At 66.4% G+C, this 25,057-nt stretch carries 17 protein-coding genes and 1 pseudogene; 13 read left to right on the top strand and 5 right to left on the bottom strand.

Annotated elements, in window-relative coordinates:
- The first annotated feature begins 3 nt into the window (after nucleotides 1–3).
- From ACQYVW_RS04455 to ACQYVW_RS04415, 9 genes are all read left to right on the top strand, one after another.
- Nucleotides 4–2,484 (top strand): type I restriction-modification system subunit M, encoded by a 2,481-nt coding sequence (locus tag ACQYVW_RS04455; RefSeq protein WP_434946166.1) that lies wholly within the window; start codon nucleotides 4–6, stop codon nucleotides 2,482–2,484.
- Nucleotides 2,475–3,755 (top strand): restriction endonuclease subunit S, encoded by a 1,281-nt coding sequence (locus ACQYVW_RS04450; RefSeq protein ID WP_434946165.1) that lies wholly within the window; start codon nucleotides 2,475–2,477, stop codon nucleotides 3,753–3,755. The genes ACQYVW_RS04455 and ACQYVW_RS04450 overlap by 10 nt, the downstream gene beginning before the upstream one ends.
- The gene (locus ACQYVW_RS04445) at nucleotides 3,752–5,866 is read left to right on the top strand and encodes a 3'-5' exonuclease (protein WP_434946164.1); all 2,115 of its coding nucleotides are present in this window, start codon (nucleotides 3,752–3,754) and stop codon (nucleotides 5,864–5,866) included. The genes ACQYVW_RS04450 and ACQYVW_RS04445 overlap by 4 nt, the downstream gene beginning before the upstream one ends.
- A 74-nt stretch (nucleotides 5,867–5,940) precedes the next feature.
- Entirely contained in the window at nucleotides 5,941–7,374 is a 1,434-nt protein-coding gene (locus tag ACQYVW_RS04440; protein WP_434946163.1) for a hypothetical protein, read from the top strand.
- Nucleotides 7,375–7,565: 191 nt separating this feature from the next.
- A complete protein-coding gene (locus ACQYVW_RS04435; protein ID WP_434946162.1) occupies nucleotides 7,566–8,114 on the top strand; it encodes a DUF1643 domain-containing protein in 549 nt (182 codons plus the stop codon).
- A 9-nt stretch (nucleotides 8,115–8,123) separates the two neighbouring features.
- On the top strand, nucleotides 8,124–11,237 hold the full coding sequence (locus ACQYVW_RS04430; protein WP_434946161.1) for a type I restriction endonuclease subunit R: 3,114 nt from the start codon (nucleotides 8,124–8,126) through the stop codon (nucleotides 11,235–11,237).
- 38 nt (nucleotides 11,238–11,275) lie between these two features.
- The gene (locus ACQYVW_RS04425) at nucleotides 11,276–11,956 is read left to right on the top strand and encodes a M48 family metallopeptidase (protein WP_434946160.1); all 681 of its coding nucleotides are present in this window, start codon (nucleotides 11,276–11,278) and stop codon (nucleotides 11,954–11,956) included.
- Nucleotides 11,957–12,165: 209 nt separating this feature from the next.
- Complete coding sequence (locus tag ACQYVW_RS04420) at nucleotides 12,166–14,565, top strand: DEAD/DEAH box helicase (RefSeq protein WP_434946159.1); 2,400 nt, start codon at nucleotides 12,166–12,168, stop codon at nucleotides 14,563–14,565.
- Between the two features lie 425 nt (nucleotides 14,566–14,990).
- The gene (locus ACQYVW_RS04415) at nucleotides 14,991–15,770 is read left to right on the top strand and encodes a ribonuclease H-like domain-containing protein (RefSeq protein ID WP_434946158.1); all 780 of its coding nucleotides are present in this window, start codon (nucleotides 14,991–14,993) and stop codon (nucleotides 15,768–15,770) included.
- Between the two features lie 154 nt (nucleotides 15,771–15,924).
- On the opposite strand, the gene ACQYVW_RS04410 is transcribed toward ACQYVW_RS04415, so the two are convergent.
- The 3 genes from ACQYVW_RS04410 to ACQYVW_RS04400 form a co-directional block, all read right to left on the bottom strand.
- The gene (locus tag ACQYVW_RS04410) at nucleotides 15,925–16,596 is read right to left on the bottom strand and encodes an outer membrane protein assembly factor BamB family protein (protein WP_434946157.1); all 672 of its coding nucleotides are present in this window, start codon (nucleotides 16,594–16,596) and stop codon (nucleotides 15,925–15,927) included.
- A gap of 49 nt (nucleotides 16,597–16,645) precedes the next feature.
- Entirely contained in the window at nucleotides 16,646–18,061 is a 1,416-nt protein-coding gene (locus ACQYVW_RS04405) for a helix-turn-helix domain-containing protein (RefSeq protein WP_434946156.1), read from the bottom strand.
- Between the two features lie 104 nt (nucleotides 18,062–18,165).
- A complete protein-coding gene (locus tag ACQYVW_RS04400; protein ID WP_434936686.1) occupies nucleotides 18,166–18,408 on the bottom strand; it encodes a hypothetical protein in 243 nt (80 codons plus the stop codon).
- 311 nt (nucleotides 18,409–18,719) lie between these two features.
- On the opposite strand from ACQYVW_RS04400, the pseudogene ACQYVW_RS04395 reads away from it, so the two are divergent.
- Nucleotides 18,720–18,827 (top strand): annotated as a pseudogene (locus ACQYVW_RS04395) (DUF6766 family protein); the annotation flags it as partial.
- 46 nt (nucleotides 18,828–18,873) lie between these two features.
- Here ACQYVW_RS04395 and ACQYVW_RS04390 read toward each other — a convergent pair.
- Nucleotides 18,874–21,684 (bottom strand): PAS domain-containing protein, encoded by a 2,811-nt coding sequence (locus ACQYVW_RS04390; protein WP_434946155.1) that lies wholly within the window; start codon nucleotides 21,682–21,684, stop codon nucleotides 18,874–18,876.
- Between the two features lie 161 nt (nucleotides 21,685–21,845).
- Nucleotides 21,846–22,628 (bottom strand): alpha/beta fold hydrolase, encoded by a 783-nt coding sequence (locus ACQYVW_RS04385; RefSeq protein ID WP_434935444.1) that lies wholly within the window; start codon nucleotides 22,626–22,628, stop codon nucleotides 21,846–21,848.
- A 228-nt stretch (nucleotides 22,629–22,856) separates the two neighbouring features.
- On the opposite strand from ACQYVW_RS04385, the gene ACQYVW_RS04380 reads away from it, so the two are divergent.
- From ACQYVW_RS04380 to ACQYVW_RS04370, 3 genes are all read left to right on the top strand, one after another.
- Nucleotides 22,857–23,180 carry a hypothetical protein gene (locus ACQYVW_RS04380; protein WP_434935443.1) on the top strand — a complete coding sequence of 108 codons (324 nt, stop codon included), beginning with the start codon at nucleotides 22,857–22,859 and terminating at the stop codon, nucleotides 23,178–23,180.
- A 209-nt stretch (nucleotides 23,181–23,389) separates the two neighbouring features.
- Nucleotides 23,390–23,938, top strand: a complete 549-nt coding sequence (locus ACQYVW_RS04375; RefSeq protein ID WP_434946154.1) for a DUF2058 domain-containing protein — start codon at nucleotides 23,390–23,392, stop codon at nucleotides 23,936–23,938.
- 185 nt (nucleotides 23,939–24,123) lie between these two features.
- Nucleotides 24,124–25,029 carry an SDR family oxidoreductase gene (locus ACQYVW_RS04370; RefSeq protein ID WP_434946153.1) on the top strand — a complete coding sequence of 302 codons (906 nt, stop codon included), beginning with the start codon at nucleotides 24,124–24,126 and terminating at the stop codon, nucleotides 25,027–25,029.
- Nucleotides 25,030–25,057 lie beyond the last annotated feature (28 nt).

Below are 25,057 nucleotides of genomic sequence, written 5' to 3'. Positions count from 1 at the left end.
CCAATGCCACTCAAGAAGTCCGACCTTTACGCATCCCTCTGGGCCTCCTGCGATGAACTGCGCGGCGGCATGGACGCCAGCCAGTACAAGGACTACGTCCTCTTCATGCTGTTCATCAAGTACATCAGCGACAAGTACGGCAACAGCAACCAGTTCAAACCGCCGGTCAGCATCCCCGCCGGTGCCAGCTTCGACGACATGATCGCCCTTAAGGGCAAGGCCGACATCGGCGACAGAATCAACACGCAGGTCATCCAGCCGCTGATCGAGGCCAACGACCGGCTCGCCCGCAGCGACTTCCCCGATTTCAACGACCCCAACAAGCTCGGCGAAGGCCAGGCGATGGTCGAGCGCCTGAGCAACCTGATCGCCATCTTCCAGAAGCCCGAGCTCGACTTCTCGCAGAACCGCGCCGACCACGACGACATCCTTGGCGACGCCTACGAATACCTGATGCGGCACTTCGCCACCCAGAGCGGCAAGAGCAAGGGCCAGTTCTACACTCCATCGGAAGTCAGCCGCATCATCGCCAAGGTGATCGGCATCGCGCCGGGCAACACCAAAGCGTCCACCACGGTGTACGACCCGACGTGCGGGTCCGGCTCGCTGCTGCTGAAGGTGGCTGCGGAGTCTGGCAAGCACATCACCTTGGAGGGTCAGGAAAAGGACGTGACCACAGCGGGCCTGGCCCGCATGAACATGATCCTGCACGACTTCCCCACTGCCAACATCCTGTCGGGCAACACCCTCAGCAATCCCAAGTTCAAGGATGGCGAGCAACTGCGCACCTACGATTATGTGGTCGCCAATCCGCCGTTCTCCGACAAGTCGTGGAGCACCGGCCTCACGCCGGCCAACGATCCGTACCAGCGCTTCGCCTGGGGCCTGCCGCCGGCCAAGCAGGGCGACTACGCCTACCTGCTGCACATCATCCGTTCGATGAAAGGCACCGGCAAGGCCGCCTGCATCCTGCCGCACGGCGTGCTGTTCCGTGGCAATGCCGAATCCGTGATCCGCCGGCGGCTGGTGGAAAGCGGCATCCTGAAGGGCATCATCGGCCTGCCGGCCAACCTCTTCTACGGCACCGGCATTCCCGCCTGCATCCTGGTGCTCGACAAGGAGAACGCCGCCGCGCGCAAGGGCGTCTTCATGATCGATGCCGCGCGCGGCTTCATCAAGGACGGCGCCAAGAACCGCCTGCGGGAGCAGGACATCCATCGCATCGTCGATACCTTCGCCAGACAGGCCGACGTGCCACGCTACGCGCGCATGGTGCCGCGCGCGGAGATTGCCGACGGCAAGAACGACTTCAACCTCAACCTGCCACGCTACATCGACAGCAGCGAGCCCGAAGACCTGCACGACATCGACGCGCACCTCAACGGCGGCATCCCCGAGCGCGACCTCGACGCGCTGGGGACCTACTGGCGGGTGTTTCCCAAGGTGCGCGACACCCTGTTCGCGTCCGCTGGGCGCCCGGGTTACGCGCAACTACGGATGCCCATTGCAGAGGTCAACGCGGCCATCTTCGGGCATGCAGAATTCACCGCGTTCCAGCAAGCCGCCGTTACCCATTTCCAGCAATGGCGGGCCGATGCAACGAAGCGCTTGTCCGGCTTCGGGCCAGGAGACCACCCCAAAGAACTGATTGAGGCCATCTCCGAAACGCTGCTTGAAACCTTCCGCAAGGTGCCGCTGCTCGATGCCTACGATGTCTACCAGCGCCTGATGGACTACTGGGCGCACACAATGCAGGACGATGCCTACCAGCTTGCCGCCGACGGCTGGCTCACAAGCGCGCAGCCGCGAGAGATCGTGAAGGTAAAAGACAAGAACAACAAGCTGGTCTGGCCGGAGCCACACGACTACTTCAAGGGCAAGCGGCGCTTCAAGTCCGACCTGCTGCCTGCGCCGCTACTGGTGGTGCGGTACTTCCGCGCCGAGCGCGAAGCCGTCGACGCGACCGATGCAGAACTCGCCGCCCTTGAGCAGCAGCTAGACGAACTGCGCGAGGAACAAGGCGGCGAGGACGGGTTGCTGGCCGAGGTGGTGGAAGGTGAGGGCGACAAGCAGAAGATCACTGCCAAGGCTGTCAAGGCGCGGCTCAAGGAGATCGGCAAGGGTGCCGATGACGCCGACGAGCGCAAGGCGCTCAAGGACTATGCCGCCTTGCTGGATCAGGAAGCCAAGGCCAAGGCCGCGCGCAAGGCCGCGCAGGAGGACCTGGATGGCAAGATCGACTCCAAGTACCAGAACCTGAGCGAGGCAGAGATCAAATCGCTGGTGATCAACGACAAATGGATTGCCACGTTAGCGGAGGCGATCCATGGTGAACTTGATCGGGTCTCGCACCACCTTGCGGGGCGGGTAAGTGAGCTGGCCAGACGCTATGTCACGCCATTGTCCGCGCTTGTCGAGGATGTCGATGTGTGGGCCGCATGTGTCAACGCGCACTTGCGGCAGATGGGGGCGGTATGGAAGTAAAGCAGGGTTACAAGCGAACTGAGGTTGGGATCTTCCCCAATGACTGGGATGTCGTCAGGATCGGCGAGTTGTTTTCGTTCAAGAACGGGTTGAACAAAGCAAAACGATTCTTCGGGCATGGAACCCCAATTGTCAACTACATGGATGTATTCAGGAGTCCATGGTTACGCGCATCAGCGATCAGCGGACGCGTGGATGTGACTAAGAAGGAACTCAGCGCGTATGAAGTGCGTGTAGGGGATGTATTCTTCACAAGAACGTCGGAAACGGTCGATGAGATCGGCGTTTCTTCAGTGTTTCTCGACGAGCCTGTGCAGACTGTCTACAGCGGCTTTGTTCTTCGTGCACGTCCGCTGGATCAAAGCCTTGATGATGGGTTCAAGGCTTATTGCTTCTCGCCACGCTACTTCCGACAGCAAGTAACTACAAAGGCAAGCTATACGACGCGGGCGCTTACAAATGGCCGCTTGCTTTCTGCCGCGTTGCTAGTCCGCCCACCGAAGCGAGAACAACGCGCCATCGCGGCGGCGTTGAGTGATGTGGATGCATTGCTGAGTGGGCTGGGTCGTCTGATCGCCAAGAAGCGCGACCTCAAGCAGGCCGCCATGCAGCTGCTCCTCTCTGGCAAAGTTCGTCTGCCAGGCTTCGCTAGCGAGTGGGAGATGAGGCGGCTGGGAGATCACTTGGAGTTCCTGAGCAATGGGGCAAACTCTCGCGCAGAACTTACGCCAGATGGTCGCGTCAATTACCTACACTACGGCGATATCCATAGTGCGAATGGAGTGTTGCTGAATCCAGGCGTCGTGAGCATGCCTTGCTTGCCTGATTCCAAGGCCAAAGGTCTGGATAGACTCAGGGACGGTGATCTGGTTTTCGTGGATGCTTCGGAGGACCTGGATGGTGTCGGAAAATCCGTGGAGCTTCACGGCGTCGGGGATCGGGAAGTCGTTTCCGGAATGCATACCATCGCAACGCGATTCGAAAAATGCGTGCTGGCCGATGGGTTCAAGGCATACCTTCAGTTCACCCCAGCGTTCCGGGATCACTTGCGTCGACTTGCCTCAGGGACAAAGGTCTACGCAACCAACATGTCCCACATCGCATCCGCGGAACTCCGACTCCCGGGAAGCGATGAACAGATCGCCATTTCCACTGTCCTCGCCGATATGGACGCCGAGATCGAGGCACTGGAAGTCCGCCGCGCCAAGACCCGCGACCTCAAGCAGGCGATGATGCAGGAGCTACTGACAGGAAGGACGCGACTCGTGTGAGCTACGAAATCGCCTTCACCCGCGGATTCAAGGATGGGCTGGAAGTGCTGCCCAAGGATATCTATCCCATCGTGAATCGCCAAGTGTCGTCGATTGCAGAAAATCCCTACGAACGAGATCCGAACCGCAGGCGAATGAAGAATGCGCCGCGAACGTTTCGAGCCAGGATCGGAATTCACGTGCGGATGCTGTACCGCGTTCTGGATCAAACGCGCCAGATCAATTTCCTGGGAATCGGCCCCCGCGGCAGCATCTACGATCGCGGTACGGGTCGAGCGGCTCCGCTTTCGGACAGAGACCGGGATGCACTGCTGGAGCAGCTGAGGGGCGCGCCTCCCCAGCATGGAAAGCCACAGCCAGATCAAGCTCCGACAGCGGTTGTTCCCGTCGAGATCGAAGAGCTGGAATGGATCTGCGAGGATGAGCTGTTCCTCCTTCAGATCCCGCAGGAGGTTTGGCCGACTATCCTCAAGGCGGGATCCGTAGAGGCACTGCAGACTGCAGCGCTCGATTCCCGCATGAAAGTGCGAATCGAGGATTACTGGACCAATCCCAGGCAGACCCAGGTCGAGAAGCTGTACACCCTCAGCCCGGATCAGGGCGTGGATACCATTGCCCAGCGTCCTCTGAGCGAGTTTCTGATCTTGCTCGATCCGGAGCAGCGTTCTGCACTGCAGCGTATCCGCGGTGATGGGCCGTATCTATTGAAAGGCAGCGCGGGAACGGGGAAATCCCTCGTCGGTCTCTATCACATGCGTGATCTCATCGAGAGCCGCGCAGGCGAATCGCTATTCGAGGGCAAGCCTGCATGGTTCGGTGTGATCACTTACACGAACACACTAGTCGACGCGAACCTCGAGCTTCTCCGTTCGATCACTCCGGAGAGCTCGCATCGAATGTCGCTTTGCCGGACGTTGGACAAGATCGCGTACAAGTTGGCAACGTTGTCTTTGGGCAGGCGGCCCCAGCTGCAGGGTGCCGATGCAATGACCGCGATCATCGATCAGGTCGTCCGTCGGAGGAATCAGGAGGGTTCCGCCGAAGTTCTCCTGCTCGACAAACTGGGCGCGTCCTACATCGCTTCGGAGATCGAGCAGATGATCATCGGCAACGGGCTGGAGGAGTTGCAGGGCTATCTCGAGATCGAGCGCCGTGGCCGACGCCGCGCGCTACGCCGCGAGGAGCGGGAGGCGCTCTGGCAGCTCTATCTCCAGTTCATGTCCGCATGCCGTGAGAGGAACATGCAGACGTGGGAGCAGTGCCGGCTCATCGCCTTGAACTATCTTCGTAACCATCCCGAGTATCCGCGCTTCTCGTCCCTGTTCGTGGACGAGGCGCAGGACTTCTCCAAGACCGCCCGGCAGCTTTGCCTTGAGTTGGTCGCAGACCCAAAGAATCTGCTGCTAGCTGCAGATTCAGGGCAGTCGATCTACGCCACCCCCCAATCCTGGCGCAAGTGCGACCTGCGGTTCAATTTTCAAAGACGCAGGCCGATCCTCCTGTCCAAGAGCTATCGTGCAACGTGGCAAATCGGGCAGGCTATTGCACCGCTCCGTAGTGATCCCGGAGATGAGGATGATCAGTCGGCGAACGCGGCGCCGGTATTCTCCGGCCCGAAACCCTCGTGGATCGATGTTGCCCTTCCTGAGCACCCCAAGCGCGTCGCCGAGGAAGTCGAGAAGCTTGTCCGAGACAGTCTCCATCCAATCCAGGCAGGTTTGATTGCAATCATCGTGCGGGACTCACCACGCGCCACGGCATATCAGAACGCGCTAAGCGAGCGCGGAATCGAGTGCGCCGTGGTGACGAAGGGAGCGCCGTTGCAGGTCCGGCGCGAGAATGTCCACATCATTACGGCGCATTCATCGAAAGGACTGGGGTTCCCGGTGGTTTTCGTGCCTGACGTGAGTGCGAGCTGCTACCCGCCGCCCTATCTCCTGAGTCGGACGACAGATCAAGAACAACGGGATGAATTGGGAGCGCAGGAGCAACGCTTGCTTTACGTGGCGCTATCCCGCGCCAGCCATCGGCTCTACATGATCGTTGATCGTGAGGAACCAAGCGTGTTGGTGTCAAAGCTTGATCGCAGCGCGCACTGGGACACGAAATGACGGGTGTCCGAGCAAGCATCTATGGGCTCGTGGAACCTGGTCGAAGGACACCGGCCAGAGAGCTGTGGTCCGAAATGGCTCAGAACGTCGTTGGAGAGTTCAGCGATTGCTACCGATATCGTGATGAGTGGGGCTATCGAATCCTTGTTCTTGACGGTTCGTCGCAGTCGCCCGACAAGGCACTGGTTCGCTACCGTACGATCGAAGCCGGCATTCGGAGACAATCTGGCAAACCGACGTTGCTGGATCTGTCAGTCGGCAACATGTTCTGCGAGGCTCGGGCGGAGCCTGTCCAGCGCCTCCATGTCGTCACCGATCCCAGGTATGCGATCTGGGCCCGTCAAGCGGGGCGAGTCTCACTGTCCGAGCACGTACAACTCATAGAGCAATTCGTCGAACACGTGATGGATTCGGGATGGATCCTGGAGCAGCCAGAGCTGGCGCCGTTCCGCGTTGCACCACCCCGGATACGTAACGGGCGTACAGTGGGCTGGCTGCCAACCACCGGGTGCGGCCAACTTGCGCGGTATCCGGTACTTGATATTGCAGCAGGCACCGATTTCGTGGTGGTCGGCAAGGGTGCAATGGCTCGACGGGCTGCCACCTCGCTCGAACAGGCCTTCTCTCGTTGCTTTCCTGGAAGTTCCGTGAGAAGCGCTGTCGTTTCGTGCTCAGGAAAAGTCAGTCCATCGGCCGTCAGCCTCGTGCTGCTGGACGACCGCAAGGACCTTGCCCAGAACCATGAAGCGCGTGACATCCTTCGCGATGCAGAAGCAGGGGGATCTCGATTCAAGCTTGCGAAAGCAAGTTCGCTGTTGAATCCGTATCCCACGCAGAACATCGCGTATGACCTGTTTCAGGTTGCTGGTGGCAGGCCGTGGGAGCCTGCGATCCCGCAGCCCTCCTTCTGCAGCATGGATGCAGGCCACAGCGTCGAGCAGGGGAAGTCGCGTTGGGTCAAGGTTGAGTCTGATGCACGTCAGCGAATCTTCGATATCAAGGCGTTTGTCACCCCGCTGGCAGAGCATATTCCAGAAGATTGCGTTGGTGCCTTGTGGCCGCTGCAGGATGGTGCGATCGCTTGTCGTGACGGCCGACTGTCCCAAGAGCGAGGCTCGTGGGAAGCCCGGGCAGCGGCTGAGAACAGACAACTGATCGAAGCAAAGAAATCACCAAAATCCATTCTCTGGCGGGCTGATGGCGGAAGGATCATGCCGGCAGAGTTCGGTGACGCGATAGTGGATGACCATGGGGAGGTGTTGCTTCAGACCGCGCCACAGAACGTAGCCGACTACCTCCATCCTGTCCGGCTCGCCACGCGCAGTGGACAAGCGGTAGAAATGGCTACGGCATTCCTCCATCAGTATGCAATGCCTGGATTATCCCTGTTTCACATGTCCAGACTTCCCGGAACCCTGTACTTTGCTGACTTGATAAGCAAACTCACTTCAGATGGTTGGCCAAAAGTCATCGGTCGCGGATTCAGGCTTCCTTCTCTGGTCCCTTGATTGCCATACCAGCCTACCCGCCATCATTCTCGGAGGGATCGCATACCGATGTGCATTCCACTATCCTCCGCTTTGGCTTTCGACTGCACGCTGGAAGCCCGTCGCGTCGAGGCCATGGACCTCAAGCAGGTGATGAGGCAGGGGACGGTTATCGAGAAGACCCTTGTCAGGAATGTGGAGCGCGAAACGGTATGAGCGAGCAAGCAGCGAGACACGATGCCGGCGGCAAATCACGTCCCGCATGGCCAGCGGACTCCAAGGTCAAGCCCACGTTTTCATCGTGTGAGCGATATCGCTATCAACTTTCGGAAGTATGGAATCCAGACGAGCCGCTGGTGCTCTGGGTACTCATGAATCCCAGCGTCGCCTGTGTGGAATATCGCGACCCCACATTGCGCAAGACCGGCACCTTCTCACGGGCGTGGGGCTTCGGTGGCCAACTGATCGCCAATGTCCACGCGTATCGGGCCACCAACAAGCGCAGGTTGCTGGAAGTAGACGACCCCGTTGGTCCCGGCAATGATGAGGCGATCCTGCGCATGGCGGGGCAGGCCGATCAGATCATCCTGGCGTTTGGCCAGCCCCCGAAGCGCCTCAGGGCGCGCGGACAGGCGGTGATCGACTTGCTGGCCGGGCGCCACGGTCTTTCCTGTGTGCGATTGGCGAAAGACGGGAAAACCCCGGTGCATCCCTTGTACCTGCCCGCCGACAGCCGTCCAATGCCGTACCACGCACAGTAGGGGAAGCGCATGCCCGAACAGCCCCGCTCCGAACGCAAGACCCAAGATCGCGTCGTCGCGCTGTTCACCGACGCGGCACGGGCGGACGGGCTTCGCTACAGTCACCTCGGCGACTGGCACGAGCGCGGGTACAACCGCTGCATCGAAACCGAGCTGCTGCGCAACCACCTGTCCCGGTGCGGCTATTCCCCTGCGCACATCGCGGCCGCGCTGCAGAAGCTGGAAACTGCGGCCGACACCACCGGGGTCACGCTTTACCAGGCCAACCTGCGGACGTATCAATTGCTGCGCTATGGCGTGCCGGTGCAGACCGCAGCCGGCGTACCCCACCAGACGGTGCATCTGGTCGATTGGGACGACCCTGAGCGCAACGACTTCGCGCTGGCGGAAGAGGTCACGCTCAAGGGCGGCTACCAGCGCCGGCCCGACCTGGTGCTTTACCTCAACGGCATCGCGGTGGCGGTGATCGAGCTCAAGCGCAGTTCGGTAGAGATCGGCGACGGCGTGCGCCAGCTCATCACCAACCAGGAAGAGATCTTCAACAAGGGCTTCTTCAGCACCGTGCAGCTGCTGCTGGCCGGCAATGATACGCAGGGCTTGCGTTACGGCACCACTGGCACGCCGGAACAGTTTTTCGTGCAGTGGAAGGACGAAGTAGGGGACGATGCGACGGATTCCGGCGCCTTGCTTGACCGACCGCTGGCGCAACTGTGCAGCAAGCCGCGGCTGCTGGACCTGATCCGTCACGGCGTGGTGTTCGATGCCGGCCACAAGAAGCTGCCGCGCCCGCACCAGTACTTCGGCTTGAAGGCCGCGCAGGCACGCATTCGCCAGCAGGCCGGCGGCGTGATCTGGCATACCCAGGGCAGCGGCAAGAGCATCCTGATGGTGCTGCTGGCCAAGTGGCTGTTGGAGCACAACCCTGACGCGCGTGTACTGGTGGTCACCGACCGCGACGAGCTGGACAAGCAGATCGAGGGTGTGATGAAGAACGCCGGCGTGATCGGCGAGGGCGGTCCATCCCCTCGTATCGCGTCGCGCGCCGATTTCGTCGCCAAGCTCGGCGCTGCGGCGCCGCGCTTGATGTGTGCGTTGATCCACAAGTTCGACACTAGCGACTTCGACGGCCCGCCGCCGCCGGTGCATGGCCGGCTGTACGTGTTCGTCGACGAATGCCACCGCACACAGGGTGGCGACATGAACCGGCAGATGAAGCGCTGGCTATCGGCCGCGATCTTCATCGGCTTCACCGGCACCCCGCTGCTGCGCAAGGACAGGCAACTGACCCGAGACGTTTTCGGCACCTACATCCACACCTACAAGTTCCACCAGGCGGTGGCCGACAAAGTGGTGCTGGACCTGAAGTACGAGGCCCGTGACGTGCCGCAACGGTTGACCTCGCAGAAGAAGGTCGACGAGTGGTTCGAGCGGAAGACCCGGAACCTCAACAACTTCCAGAAAGCCGTCCTGCGCAGGCGCTGGGCGACCATGGAGGAGTTGATGAGTGCCGAGGGCCGCAAGCGCGAGATCATCGCCGAGATCATCGGCGACTTCGCGCTCAAGCCGCGGCTCAACAACGACCGGGGCACCGCCCTGTTGGTCACGGGCTCGATCTACGATGCCTGCCATTACTACCGGCTATTCCAGAACACAAGCTTCGGCAAGTACTGCGGGATCGTCACGTCCTACGAGCCGAACCACAATGCCATTTCGCGCGAGCCCGCCGACAGCGACGAGCGCTACAAGTTCGACACGTACACCCAGCACGTCCTCAAGGGCGGCCAGACCACCAGGCAGTACGAAGACGAGACCAAGCGCCGTTTCATCGAGGAGCCGGCCAATCTCAAACTGTTGATCGTCGTCAGCAAGCTGCTGACCGGGTTCGATGCGCCCAGTTGTACCTACATCTATCTCGACAACGAACTGCGCGACCACAACCTGTTCCAGGCCATTTGCCGCACCAATCGTCTGGACGGCGACGACAAGCAGTACGGCCATATTGTCGACTTCAAGGAGTTGTTCGGAGACGTGCAGCAGGCCATCGCCGTCTACAGTTCCGACGAGCTGGACATCGACGAAGGGAACGGCGGCGACAACAACGTTACTCTGAAAGGCTGGCTGGACGAGGGCAGAAAGAAGCTCGACCAAGCCCGCGAGATTCTACGCCACCTGTGCGAGCCGGTGCCGCCACCACGCGAGGTGGAGCAGTACCTGCGCTACTTCTGCGGCAGTGCCGCAGACCCGAACGCACTGAACGAAACGGAGGCCTTGCGCATCGCGTTCTACAAGGCAGTCGCGGTTTTCGTGCGCGCTTACGCATCCATTGCGGAGGACCTGACCGACGCCGGTTTTTCCGATCATGAGGCGGCAGCCATCAGGGACGAGGTCGCGTTCTACAGCGACCTGCGCGGCGCCATCAAGAATCACTCGGGCGAGGAGCTGGACATCAAGCCGTACGAGGCGGACATGCGCCACCTCATCAACACCTACGTCCAGGCCGATCCGGCCGCCGTCCTGGGCGAACTTGGCGAGCGCTCGCTTACCGAGTTGATCATCGAGACTGGCATGCACGACGCCATCGCGCGCAAGCTCAACCGGCAGGACAAGTTGTCGCGGGACGCGATCGCCGAGGGCATCATTAACAACGTCCGCAAGACGATCATCCGCGACCAGCTGACCGACCCGCGCTTCTACGAGTACATGTCGAAGCTGCTCGATGACCTGATCAAGCAAAGTCGGGCAGACGCGGAGGCCTACGAGAAGTTCCTTGAGAGTGCCGAGGCGCTGGTGCGGCGTTTGGCGGAAAAGCGAGGCGACGAAGATGTCCCCCTCGCGTTGCAGGGTCGACGCGAGGCAACCGTGGTCTACGGGAACCTGCCACGCATCCTTGCCCTGGAACACGATGGAAGGGTCGCCGTGGAAGGGCGCGAAAGCTACGGCAATGACATGGTCGAGCTGGCGCTGTCGATCGATCAAACCATGCGTGAGAGCGCGCCCGCCGGCTGGAAGGGCGACGAGGTGAAGGAGGCGCAGGTCCTCAACGCCTTGTTCCCGCTGCTTGGCCGCCATCGTGCCGCAACCTTGGCCCTGTTCGAACTGCTCAAGAACCAGCCGGGATACTGATGGCGGCCACTATTCACCTCGGTGAGGTGGTCATCGCGATGACGACCAAAGCCATCAAGAACGTTCACCTGTCGGTGCACCCGCCACAGGGACGCGTCACGCTGGTTGCGCCCATCGGTACCCGGGTGGAGGTGGCCAGAGCCTATGCCGCGTCCCGTCTCGGCTGGATCCGAGCCCAGCAGGCCAAGTTGCTCGCACAGGCCCGCGAAACACCACGCCGGTTCGTCGGACGGGAAAGTCACTACGTCTGGGGGCGGCGCTACCTGCTTACCGTGATTGAGAAAGACGAGAAGCCGTCCGTGAGGCTGGATCATCGACGCATCTTCCTGCGTGTGCGACCCGGCAGTTCGCCCGAAAAGCGGGAACAGGTAATGCATGCTTGGCACAGGACGCAGTTGCATGCTGCCGTTCCCGTCCTCATCGAGAAGTGGCAACCGAAGCTGGGCGTCAAGGTGTCCGGGTACTTCCTGCAGCGCATGAAAACAAAGTGGGGGGCTTGCAACCACCGGGCAGGTAATATTCGACTCAACACGGAACTGGTGAAGAAGCCCAAGGATCTGCTGGAGTACGTGATCGTTCACGAGATGATCCATCTCCTGGAGCCGACGCATAGCGAGCGCTTCATTGCACTTCTCGATGCGCACTACCCGGCGTGGCGCGAGGCGCGTGTAGAACTGAATGAGTTGCCTCTGGCGGCGGAGAAATGGACCAGTAGCTAGATGTCGTGAAGTTCAGATGCCTGCGGCGTTGGCATGACTCAGCCCTCGTAGAAGAAGCGAGGGCGCCAGAGTGGGGCGCAAACCTTCGAGAGGGCTGGAGGGGCCGTTGCACCCCGGCATCCGAAGTTGGAGGCGCGCTTTGCCCGGCCAGACTCACCCGGTGAGACAGCCCCCCACAACACTGGCCCGCCCCCACCACGGCAGGCCCCATGAACGCCATCCTCCACGCCAGGCCGCTGCCGGCGCCCGTTCCGTCCGGCGGGCAGCTGGCGCGCCGCCTGGCCGATCACTATGCCGACCGGGTCACCGGCCAGTTCACCATCGAGGGCCAGGCGGCCGACCTGCGGCCGCTGCCGCGTGACCTGCCGCCGGCGCTGGCCGATGCGCTGCAGGCGCGCGGCATCCGTTCGCTGTATTCGCACCAGGCCCAGGCCTGGGAGGCGGCGCGGGCGGGGCGGCACGTGGTGGTGGCCACGCCCACGGCGTCGGGCAAGTCGCTGTGCTACACGCTGCCGGTGGTCAGTGCGGCGCTGGAGCAGGGGGCCAAGGCGCTGTACCTGTTCCCCACCAAGGCGCTGGCGCAGGACCAGGTGGCCGAGCTGCTGGAGCTCAATGCCGCGGGCCAGCTGGGGCTGCGCGCGGCCACCTTCGATGGCGATACGCCCGGCGATGCGCGCCAGGCGATCCGGCTCAATGGCGACATCGTGGTCAGCAACCCCGACATGCTGCACCAGGCGATCCTGCCGCACCACACCAAGTGGGCGCAGTTCTTCGAGAACCTGCGCTTTGTGGTGATCGACGAGGTGCACACCTATCGCGGCGTGTTCGGCTCGCACGTGGCCAACGTGATCCGCCGGCTCAAGCGGGTATGCGCGTTCTATGGCGTGCAGCCGCAGTTCGTGCTGTGCTCGGCGACGATCGGCAATGCCGCGCAGCATGCCAGCGCGCTGATCGAGGATGCGGTGGAGGCGATCACCGAGAGCGGCGCGCCCACCGGCGACAAGCACATCCTGCTGTGGAACCCGCCGGTGGTGAACCCGGACCTGGGGATTCGCGCCTCGGCCCGCTCGCAGGCCAACCGCATCGCGCGCATGGCGATCAAGTCGGGCCTGAAGACGATGGTGTTCTGCCAGTCGCGGCTGATGGTCGAGGTGCTCACCAAGTACCTCAAGGAAGTGTTCGACCACGACCCGCGCAAGCCGCGCCGCATCCGCGCCTATCGCGGTGGCTACCTGCCCACCGAGCGGCGCGAGGTGGAGCGCGAGATGCGCTCGGGCAAGATCGACGGCATTGTCAGCACCTCCGCGCTCGAGCTGGGCGTGGACATCGGCAGTCTGGATGTGGTGGTGCTCAACGGCTATCCGGGCTCGATCGCGCAGACCTGGCAGCGCTTCGGGCGCGCCGGTCGGCGCCAGCAGCCGTCGATCGGCGTGCTGGTGGCCAGCAGCCTGCCGCTGGACCAGTACGTGGTGCGCCATCCCGAGTTCTTCGCCAGCGCCACGCCCGAGCAGGCGCGCATCGAGCCCGACCAGCCGCTGATCCTGATGGACCACATCCGCTGCGCGGCCTTCGAGTTGCCGTTCCTGGCCGGCGATGCGTTCGGTCCGGTGGATCCGGGCCCGTGGCTCGACGTGCTGGTGGAAAGCGGCGTGCTGCACCAGGAGGGCGAGCGCTGGGAGTGGATCGCCGACAGCTATCCGGCGCAGGCGGTGAACCTGCGCTCGGTGGCCGATGGCAACTTCGTGGTGGTCGACCGCACCAACGGGCGCCAGACCATCATCGCCGAGGTCGACTACTCGGCCGCGGCGCTCACGCTGTACGAGGGCGCGATCCACATGGTGCAGTCCGAGCCCTACCAGGTCGAACGCCTGGACTGGGAAGGGCGCAAGGCCTACGTGCAGCAGACCAACGTGGACTACTACACCGACGCCATCGACTACACCAAGCTGAAAGTGCTGGACGAGGCCGACGGCGCGCCGGCCGGGCAGGGCAGTGCCCACCATGGCGAGGTGCACGTGCTGCGGCGGGTGTCGGGCTACAAGAAGATCCGCTTCCACACCCACGAGAACATCGGCTACGGGCCGGTGACCTTGCCCGACCAGGAGCTGCACACCACCGCGTGCTGGTGGCAGCTGCCGCAGCGGGTGCTGGATGCCAGTTTCGACAGCCGGCAGGATGCGCTCGACGGGTTCTTGTCGGCGGCGTATGCGCTGCACCTGGTGGCCATGGTCTGCGTGATGGCCGAAGGGCGCGACCTGCAGAAGGCGGTGGGCAGCGGCGATGGCGCGTGGTTCGCCACGGCCGACCTGTCCGGCCGTGGGCAGATCCGTTCGGGCGACAGTGGCGAGGCGATGGTGGAGGCCGAGCGCGGGTTCACGCCCACGCTGTTCCTCTACGACAACTATCCGGGCGGGGTGGGGCTGTCGCTGCCGCTGTTCGAGCGGCGCGAGGACCTGCGCCGGCAGGCGCTCGACCTGATCCGTGCCTGCCCCTGCGCGCACGGTTGCCCGGCATGCGTGGGGCCGATCCTGGCCAGCAGCGAAGCCGCGGGCAAGTCGGTCAAGGCGGCGGGCGTGCAGGTGCTGGAGCTGCTGGGAGAAGAGGCTTGAGCGCGCTGGCCAAGCGGTTGGCGGGATTGCGGCAGCAGGCGGGTGCAGGGGCAACGAGTGGCGGGGCGACGGTGGTGCCCGCCGCGTCGCGTGGGGTATCCGACAGCGGACAGACCCCGCAGCCGACCGCGCTGCGCGGAGCAACAACCGGCAGGACCATGGCAGGACCCGCCGCGCGGCGTGGGACAGTGGGCAGCGAGCAGGCCGCGCACTCGACCGTGCCGGGAGATGCAAGCTTCGGCGAGCGGATCGCGGCACCCGCCGTGTTGCGCGGAACAACGTCCGGCCGACGGGGGATGCCGCCCGCTGCGCTGCACGCGGCAACGACTGTTGAGCGGGCCGCTCCGCCGGCTCCGCAGCGGGGAACAGCGTTCGGGCAGGCCGCGCCGTCCACTGCGCTGCAGACGGCAACAGTCGGCACGCCCGTGACCGCAACCGCCGCGCCCCGCGAAAAGACCGCTGGCGAACAGGTTGCGCAGCTGCGCAAGCTGCTCGGCCTGCGCCCCCGCGCCCTCGCGCCGGTGCGCAGCTTCGACCGCAGGCTCGACGGCGACGAACTCGCGCCGGGCCTGCGCTACCTCGAAAAGTGGATGCCATTCGAACGCCTGCCCGCGCGGCTGGACCTGACCGCACTCAACCTCACGACGTTCGGCCACGACGAAGTCGACACCCACCGCATCCTCGCCTTCGACACCGAGACCACGGGCCTTGCCGGCGGCACCGGCACGCGCGCCTTCATGATCGGCGCCAGCGACTGGCGCGACGGCGGCCTGCGCATCCGCCAGCTGCTGATGACCACCATGGGCGCCGAGCAGGCCATGCTGCAGGAGTTCGCTCGCTGGCTGGAACCGCGCACCGTGCTGTTGTCCTACAACGGCAAGTGCTACGACCGCCCGCTGCTGAGCACGCGCTACACGCTGGCGCGGCTGGCCGATCCGGTGCTCGGCCGCGACCACATCGACCTGCTGCACCCGGTGCGCAGGCGCTATCGCGGGGTGTGGGAAAACTGCCGCCTGGCCACTGTCGAACGGCAGCTGCTGGGCGTGGTGCGCGAGGACGACCTGCCAGGCTCCGAAGCACCCGCGGCCTGGCTCGACTACCTGCGCGGCGGCAGCGCCGACAAGCTGCGGCGCGTGGGCCACCACAACGCGCAGGACTTGCGTAGCCTGGCCGGGCTGCTGGTGCATTTCCATGCACTGGCCTAGGGCGAGGTGCCGGATCGGGCGAACTGACGGCAGGGTGCGTGCAAACCGGGCCGCGTCGTGCGCTGCGCTTCGGCGACGGCCACGCAGGTCGCGTGGCCGTTCCCGCGCGGTGGAAGGCGGACGGCGGCCCTGGTACCTGCAGCCGCCACCCGCATCACGTCGCTGCGCGCGGGCGCCGCACCGCCCGCACCTTCTTCGACAGCCCGCCGCCGCAATAGAAGAGATCGCCGTCATCGGCCTCCAGGCCGCTCACGCCGATGCCCGCCGGCAGTCGCAGCCGTTCGAGTACGGTGCCGTCGGCGGGGTCGATGCGGCGCAGTTCGCTCTCGTCGTCTTCCCAGGTGCCGTGCCAGAGGGCGTCGCCCACCCAGCTCACGCCGGTGATGAAACGGTCGGAGTCGAGGCTGCGCAGCACCTCGCCGGTGGCGGGGTCGATCTGGTGGATGCGGCGGGCCTGGTATTCGCCCACCCACAGGTGGCCGTCGGCCCAGGCCATGCCGGAGTCGCAGCCTTGCGCGGGGGCGGGGATGCTGTGCAGCACGGCGCCGGTGGCGGGGTCGAGCTTGTCGATGCGCGATTCGGCGATCTGGTAGAGGTACTGGCCGTCGAAGGCGGTGCCGGCGTCGCAGGCGCGTTCGATCGCGCGCACGGTGTCGCCGCTGGCGGGGTCGAAGGCGATCAGGCGCGGGCCGATGGCGGCCCAGACGTGGCGGCCGTCGAAGCTTACGCCGTGAACGGCTTCGGCGCCGTCGAAGGGGCCGTACTCGCGGACGATCTCGGCGGGGCGGGCCTTGGCGTGCCTGGCTGCGGTGCTGTAGGTGTTCATTGCGGTGGTTCCTGTGCTGCGCGCCGGGACTGGCGCCGTGCCACCGACTCTAGGCAGCCGGCGCCACGGCCGGGAGTAACAATGTCGTCGCGAAACCGGCCAGCGGTGGCGCCAGCCAGCGGCGTGCGCGGCCGCGGCCTACCGCGCGCACCTCGCCTGCATCCGCCAGCAAGGCGAGGGCGCGCTGCACGCTGCGCGGGCTGGTGTCGAGCGCGAGGGCGAGCGCGGCGCTGGACCAGGCTTCGCCGTCGGCCAGCAGGGCACGCAGCGCGGCCTGGGCACCATCGATGGGCGGCTCGAGCAGGACCACGCGGCGCGCGTCATGCGGCTGCAGCGCGAATCCATGCGCCGTCGCGGCAATCGTGGCCCAGGGCGCAAGCAGGGCGCGCAGGCGGCCGATCTCCACGCGCAGCCGCGCGCGATGCGTTTCGTCGTAGCGGCGCACGTGGAAGGCGGCGGCGATCAGCGCAGCGCGCGGTGCGGGCTGCGGCCACGCGGCGGCCAGCGTGCGGGCGAGTGCGAACAGCACCGGCCGCGCGGCCAGCGGCAGCCAGGCATTGGCGACGCGCACACGCCGGCGGCAGCCGTCGACGACCAGGGCATTGGCGGCGTACAGCGCTTCCACCTCGTGCAGCAGCAACGGGCGCAGCGCGCCGGATTCGCGCAGGCGTGCGACCGGCTGCTGCAGCTGTGCCTGCAGCGCGGCCACTTCCGCCTGCAGGGCGGGGATGCCGGCGCGTGCAGCTGCGGCCTGCGCCTGCGCCAGCGCTTCGCGTGCGGGCGTGGTGCGCACCGCGCGCAGCGCCAGTTCGGCGGCGGCGAGATTGGCCACGGCCGCCAGCGCGGGCGGCAGCGCGGCGCCGTCGAGACGGGCGAGGGCGGTGCGTGCCTCGTCCAGGCGGCCGAGCAGCAGCAGGCGGCGCACGGCCACCACGCGCGCGTGCGCGGCATTGGCATGGTCGCCGCGCGCTTCGAGCGTGCTGGTGGCGCGCAGCAGCGGCTGCTGTGGCTGGTCCAGTTCGCGCAGGGCCAGCGCGATCTCGGCATCGGCCACCACGCAGCGGGCGCGTGCCAGCGCGTGCCGCGTGCCGAAGCCGCGCGCGGCCTGGCGCAGCAGTTCGCGTGCGCGCGGCAGGTCGCCCAGGCGCGCCATCGCCGTGCCGCGCAGGGCCAGCGCCGGCGGGTCCTCGCGCAGGGACACGCGGCCGAGAGCGCCCAGCGCGTCGCCGGCGGCGAGGGCGCGAGCGGCAGCGGCAATCAGGGCGTCCATGCCGCGGAGCGTAGCGCGGTTGCGCCTCTTGCCGCGGTGGAAGGCGCGGTGAGCGGCATGGCAGTCAGCCCGGAAATGCGCCCAGTGCCGCTGCCGGTTGGCCTGGGCGACCGCGAAAGCGAATCCGTGCTTGCCCGCAGCAGGCGTGGCGATGACCTCGTGCAGGTACAGATCCTGGATGGAAGCGGGCGGCATGAAGACCGCGGCAGAAGGCGGATGCGAGAACGGCCCCTTGAAGGGGCCGTCCGATATCGCAGGGCTGTGACGGAGCCAGCGCTGTTCGCGCGGGTCCTGAGGTCCTACTGCTGGCGCTGCTGATCGCGCTGGCGGTTCTGATCCTGCTCGTCACGGTTCTGCTGGTTCTGGTTCTGGTTCTGCTGGTCGCGGTTCTGATCCTGGTCCCGCTGGTTCTGGTTCTGGTTCTGCTGGTTCCGATTCTGCTCGTTCTGGTTCTGATTCTGGTTCTGTTGATTCCGGTTCTGCTCGTTCTGGTTCCGGTTCTGCTGGTCCTGGTTCTGCTCATTCTGATTCTGCTGGTTCATGTCCGCTCCAAAATCCGGCTTGGGGGTTTGCCGGGGCGCCACAACTACGCCTCGATGCGTGTGATTGCGATGAAGATTTCGCTTCGGCATTGCAGGTTCAGTTCGATGATCGCGTTGTGCAGATCGACGCATCGGGATTTCGCGTGCGAGATGCGGCTTGTGCGTTTCCGGCCAGCGTCTTCACGAGAACCGCGCAGCTGACTGGAGTGGACTGGCGTTCCGGGTTCCTGGAGTGCATGCCACGTCGGGCGCTTCGACTTCATTCCTTCGGCGCAATGGCCTGTCGCTGGTACTGTTCGGCTGTTTGTGGCGAGTTCCTGGCCGTATTCGCCATCGTCGTGCTGTCGATCTTCCTGCGCCAGGACAAGTCGCCCGAGTCCAAACCGCTGCGCGCACCGCATGCGCAGACCGGCAACTAGGACTGGTCCGGGCCACTGGGTCGGCACACGGTGAGGACGGGTCCCGCTAGCGCAGCGGCGGCAATCCGTCGATCACCGCGCGCACGCGCTGGGCCAGGTCGCGGGCGGTGAAGGGCTTGCCGATCAGGTGCACGCCCGGGTCGAGCACGCCGTTGTGCACGACGGCGTTGCGGCTGTAGCCGGTGGTGAACAGCACCTTGAGTTCCGGGCGCGCCGCGCAGGCGCGGTCGGCGAGCTGGCGGCCGTTGAGCCCCGGCATCACCACGTCGGTGAACAGCAGCACGATGTCCGGATGCGCATCCAGCAGGCGCAGGGCGGTGTCGGCGCCGTCGGCCTCCAGCACGCGATAGCCGAGCTCGGCCAGCACCTGCACCGAGAACTCGCGCACCGTGGGTTCGTCCTCCACCACCAGCACCAGTTCGCCGGCGTCGCCCAGCGGCGCGGACGCCTCGAGCGCGGCCGCTTCCGGCTCGTCGTCGAACGCGCTGCGCAGCAGCCGCGGCAGGTACACGTTGACCGTGGTGCCCTGGCCCGGTTCGGAATAGATCTTCACGTGGCCGGCGGACTGCTTGACGAAGCCGTACACCTGCGACAGCCCCAGGCCGGTGCCGCGGCCGACGCCCTTGGTGGTGAAGAAGGGATCGAAGGCCTTGGCCATCACCTCCGGCGTCATGCCCGCGCCGGTGTCGCTCACCGCGATCCGCACGTACTGGCCGGGCTGCACGCCCGGGTGTTCGGCGGTGTAGCGGTGGTCTAGGTCGCAGTTGGCGGTTTCGATGGTGAGCCGGCCGCCATCGGGCATGGCGTCGCGGGCATTGACCGCGAGGTTGAGGATCACGTTTTCGAGCTGGTTCTCGTCGGCGTTGATCCACCAGGTGCCCGCGCCCAGTACGGTTTCGAGCTGCACGCTCTTGCCCAGCGAATGCGTGAGCAGGCCGGACATGCCCGCCACCAGGCGGTTGGAATCCAGCGGCACCGGCTGCAGCGGCTGCTGGCGCGAGAACGCCAGCAGCCGCTGGGTGAGCTGCGCTGCGCGCTGCGCGCCGTCCAGCGCGAGGTCGATGTAGCGCTTCATGCGCGGGTCGCTCTCGGCGATGCGCTCGGACAGTAGGTCGAGCGGGCCGATCACAGTGGCCAGCATGTTGTTGAAGTCGTGCGCGATGCCGCCGGTGAGCTGGCCCACGGCTTCCATCTTCTGCGCCTGGCGCAGGGCATCCTCGACCTGCGCGCGCCCGGCGACTTCCTCGGCCACGCGCTGTTCGAGGCGTTCGTTGAGTTCCTTCAGGCGCGCGTCGTCGGCCTTGCGGCGGGTGATGTCGATGGCCACGCCGACCATCCGCAGGCAGCGGTCGCCCTCGAACATGCCCCGGCCCTTGGCCGACACCCAGCGCACGACGCCGTCCTGCCTGCCGACGGTGCGGTACTCGACGTCGTAGGTGGCGCGGCGGGCCGGATCGGCGGCCGCGGCGAGGGCGGCGCTCGTGGCGTCGAGGTCGTCGGGGTGCAGCCCGCGGTAGAAGTCGTGCATGGTCACCGGCGCACCGGGCGCGACGCCGAACATCTCGCGCACGCGCTCGGACCAGATCAGCCGGTCGTGCACCAGGTCCACGTCCCAGAAGCCGAGGTCGCCCGCATCGGTCGCCAGGCGCAGGCGCTCCTCGCGCTCGGCCAGCGCCGCGGCGGCCTGTTGGCGCTCGGTGAGGTCGAGCATCGCGCCGATCATGCGCACCGCTTCGCCGTCCGCGCCGCGCAGCACGGTGCCGCGGTCGAACACCGCCGCATGGCTGCCGTCGGCGCGCCGGAAGCGGTATTCGCCGGTCCATGCGCTGTCGTGGCCTTCGATGACTGCATGGATGGCCGTGTCGATACGTGCGCGATCGTCGGGGTGGATGTGATCCAGCCACCATTGCGCGCTGGTTTCCAGGTCGGCGTGGCCGAAGCGGGTGCGCAGCGCCTCGTTCCAGACCACGTGCCCGTCGGCGATGCGCCAATCCCAGATGGCGTCATTGGTGGCCTGGGCGGCGAGGCGGTAGCGTTCCTCGATCTCCCGGTGGTGCTGCTCGGCGATGCGGCGCTCGGTGATGTCGAGCGAGGTGCCGACCAGGCCGATCACCTCGCCGGCGTCGTTGCGCAACGGTGCCTTGGTCGAGAGCCACCAGGCGCGGCGACCGTCCGGGAAACTGATCTCCTCCTCCAGCTGCTCGGCCTGCCCGCTGGCCATGACCCGCGCATCGGCGGCCATCACCGCGGCCGCCTGCGCAGGGTCGGACAGCAGTTCGGCATCGGTACGGCCGATGTAGTCCTCCGGCGACCGGCCGAGCAGCGCGTCGGTGCCGCGATTGCCGATCAGCAGCCGGCCCTCGCGGTCCTTGGCGTAGAGCACGCCCGGCATCGCCTCGACGAAGGAACGCAGCAGGGCCTGCGCCTGGTCGCGCTCGGCTTCGAGCCGGCGGCGATGGTCGATGTCGATCAGCACGCCGGGAAAACGCAGCGGACGGCCGTCGGCGTCGAGTTCGACCTGGCCCGCCGCCTCCCGCCAGCGATAGCTGCCGTCGCCCGCGCGGCCGCGGAAGCGATACGCGTAGCGCCCGCCGCGCGCGATCGCCGTGGCGATCGCCGCGGCCAGTCCCGGCTCGTCGTCGGGATGCACATGCGCAAGCACCCGGGCCACGCGCAGGTCGTCGCGCGGCAGTGCGGGATCCAGGCCCAGGGCCTGGGCCAGCGCCTCGTCGACGCTCAGGCGGTCCTGGGCGAGGTCCCAGGACCAGGTGCCGAGGATCGCGCCTGCGGCCGGCTGGATCTGCTGGCGCGCGGCGTCCAGACCGGCAGGGGTGTCGCTGGCGTGCGCTGAAGCCACGGCGTTCTCGCAGGGCGGGGAGGGGCGCGCGCAGCGCCACACGCGTCGGCGGTGGCCCGCGGTCGCGCGGTGGTGGCAGTCTAGAACAGGCGCGTGGCCCCGTTGTGAGCGCGGATCCCGCGCCCCGCGGACGCCGCGCCGCGGCGCCCGCGGGTGGCGCTTCAGCGGCTGGCCGCGCCCTGCGCCGCAGCCTCGATCGCTTCGGCCACGGCCTGCGGCCGGGTGTAGTACAGCGCGTGGCTGGCCTGCACGTAGCGGATCTGCGCGCCGATGCGCTCGGCCATGTGCACCAGCATCGCCTGGTCGAAGGCCTTGTCCTCGGTGGCGATCACCGCCCAGCTGGGCTTGCTGCGCCAGGCGGCGTGCTTCACCGGTACCTCGAATTCGGCCATGGCGATCGGCACCTGGGAGTCGCGCAGGAAGGCGGCGTCGGCATCGCTGGCGTCGGCCGCGAAGCCGGCCTTGAACTTCTCGCCGTTGAGATAGCCGATGCCGTCGGGATGCACGTCGATCACGAACTCCGGCGTGGCGGCGAACCCCGCGTACTGCTGGGCCGTGGTTTCGCCCTGGTCGGGCGCGAGCGCCGAGACGTAGACCAGGCCGGCGACCTTGTCGTGCACGCCGGCTTCGGTGATCACGGTGCCGCCCCAGGAGTGGCCGACCAGGATCGCGGGGCCGTCCTGGCGGTCGAGCGCACGGCGGGTGGCGGCGACGTCGTCGGCCAGCGAGGTCAGCGGGTTCTGCACGATGGTGACGCGATAGCCGCGGCCGGTGAGCGCGTCGTAGACGCCGCGCCAGCCGGAACCGTCCGCGAAGGCGCCGTGCACCAGCACGATGTTGTTCACGCGCGCAGCGTCGGCGCCGGCAGCCGGCGTGGCGGCCTGGGCGGGGGAAAGGGTGGCCGCCATCGCGGCGGCCAGCAGGGCGGGGAAGATCCTGGTCATGACGGTGTCCTCGGGGCTGGTTGCCGGCGCGGAGTGGCCGGTGGAGCCACTGTGCGTGCGGCCGCCATGCCGTTGGCGACCCGGCGTCCGGAAGACTTGACCACGCGTCCCGCCGGGGCGCGGAGCGCGTGGCATGCCGATTGCATGGCTGTCGCTGCGCTGGCCCGCCCGCCCTTGCGGGCGCCGGCGCACCGCCCGGCCCCCAAGAGGCCATCCCGAGACTTCGCCATGTTGCCCAGTTCCGTGCAGTCCACCGTCGTCGTTGGTCCCTGGCAGGCATCCGCTCCCTCCGCGCCGCCCCCGCGCTCCACGCCCGAGCGGCGCAAGCCGGCCGTCGCGCCCACCCCGGAGGCCTTGCGCGCGGGGCTGACGGCGCCGCAGCTGGTCACGCTGGAGGCGCTGGAGATCTTCCGCTGGCGCCTGGGCTTCGTGCGCCGGCCGCTGTTCCAGGCGCCGATCCCGGTGGTGTTCGACCAGGACGGCAGCCGCTTCGTGGTGATCCTGGAGGACGGCACGCTCGACGAGACGCCGGCGCTGAAGCTGCGCAGCTGAGGCGTCTTCCACCCGCCGCCAGGCTTGTGGGGCGATCGCGGGCGGGCGTCCGCGACCAGGCTCGCTTCCGCCAGCACTGCTGTCGGCTCCGCGGAACGCCGCTGTGGGAGCGCGCTCGCGCGCGAACGCCTCGCGACCGGAACCGCCCCGCAGGCGACCTGCCGGCTGCCCGCTATCATGGGCGCCCCTCGTGCATGGCGCCGCGTCCCATGGCCAAAGGCAATCCACTGCAGGAACAACTGCTCAAGGCCGGGCTGGTCAAGAAGTCCAAGGTCTCGGCCGTGGCGCGCGAGCAGCACCTGGCCCGCCACGCCAAGGCCGCCGCCGGACCCAACGAGATCGAGCTGGAGGCGCAGCGCGCGCGCGCGGAGAAGGCCGAGCGCGACCGCGCGCTGGAAGCGCAGCGGCGCGAGCAGGCACGGGCGAAGGAACTGCGCGCTCAGGCCCTGCAGATCATCCGCGACCGGCGGGTGGCGCACGGCGGCGAGGTCGAGTACCGCTTCACCGCCGCGGGTGCGATCCGCAGCGTGCTGGTCGACGAGGACCTGCGGCGCAAGCTGGCCGCCGGGGCGCTGGTGATCGCCGACAGCGGCGACGGCTATACGCTGCTGCCGCGGGTGGCCGCCGACCAGGTGCGCGCACGCGATGCGGCGATGATCGTGCTGGACCATGGCCAGCCGGGCGAACCGGCCGCCTCCAGCGACGAGGACGATGCCTACTACGCGCAGTTCAAGGTGCCGGACGACCTGATCTGGTAGCGCGCGTGTAGGGCGGGGTTGCGACCCGGCCCGGTGCGGGGCGCTTCGAATGGACCGGGGCGGGGCATGCACGCGCCGCTGTCGGGACCGGCCCGGGTCGCGAATCCCGTACGCGGCGCACGACGGTCGCTTCACCGGCAGCCTGCGATGCTCGCCCACCCACGGCGATCGGCAAGGAGCGCGCGATGAAGCACAAGGCCCTCGACCAGCAGGTGATCGTCATCACCGGCGCCAGCAGCGGCATAGGCCTGTGCACGGCGCTGCTGGCGGCCGAACGCGGCGCCACGGTGGTGCTGCTGGCCCGCAGCGCCGCCACGCTGCAGGATGTGGTGCAGGCGATCGAAGCCGGAGGCGGCCGCGCCCGCGCGATCGCCTGCGATGTGTCCAGCCGTGAACAGGTGGAGCAGGCGGTTTCGCAGATGCTGGCCGCGCACGGCCGCATCGATACCTGGGTAAACAATGCGGGCGTGGCCATCTATGGCCGGCTCGACGAGGTGTCGGAAGAAGACAGCCGGCGCCTGTTCGACATCAACTTCTGGGGCCTGGTCAACGGCTCGCTCGCCGCGCTGCCGGCGCTGCGCGAGTCGCGCGGCGTGCTGGTCAACGTCGGCAGCGAGGTCTCCGACGCGGTCGTTCCGCTGCAGGGCATGTACTCGGCGTCCAAGCACGCGGTGAAGGGCTTCACCGACGCGCTGCGGGTGGAGCAGGTGCGCGTGGACCAGGAAGACCTAGACATCGTGCTGGTGCAGCCCACGGCCACCAACACACCTTATCCGCAGCATGCCCGCAACTACCTCGACCGCGAACCCAAGCTGCCCGATCCGCTGATCGATCCGCACCGCGTGGCCGAGGCGATCCTGGACGCCGCGGCGAAGGGCGGCCGCGAAGTGAAGGTCGGCGCGATGGCGCACATGAACACGTCGATGAGCAAGCTGCTTCCGGCCCTGGCCGAGCGCATGTCGGCGCGGCAGGCCCGTCGCCAGGAACGCGACCAGCCGCCGCGTCGCCCCGAAGGCACGCTGTACCAGGCGGGCGAGAGCGGCCGCGTCTATGGCGTGGACGAGGAAGGCAGGGTGCTCGAGTCGCGCTGACGCCGCCGCCTGGGGCGGTGTCGGCGCT

Source organism: Luteimonas campi, from assembly GCF_051162505.1.
GTDB lineage: Bacteria > Pseudomonadota > Gammaproteobacteria > Xanthomonadales > Xanthomonadaceae > Luteimonas.
The sequence above is the reverse complement of the archived record's forward strand: the minus strand, read 5'-3'. Positions and strand labels throughout refer to the sequence as shown.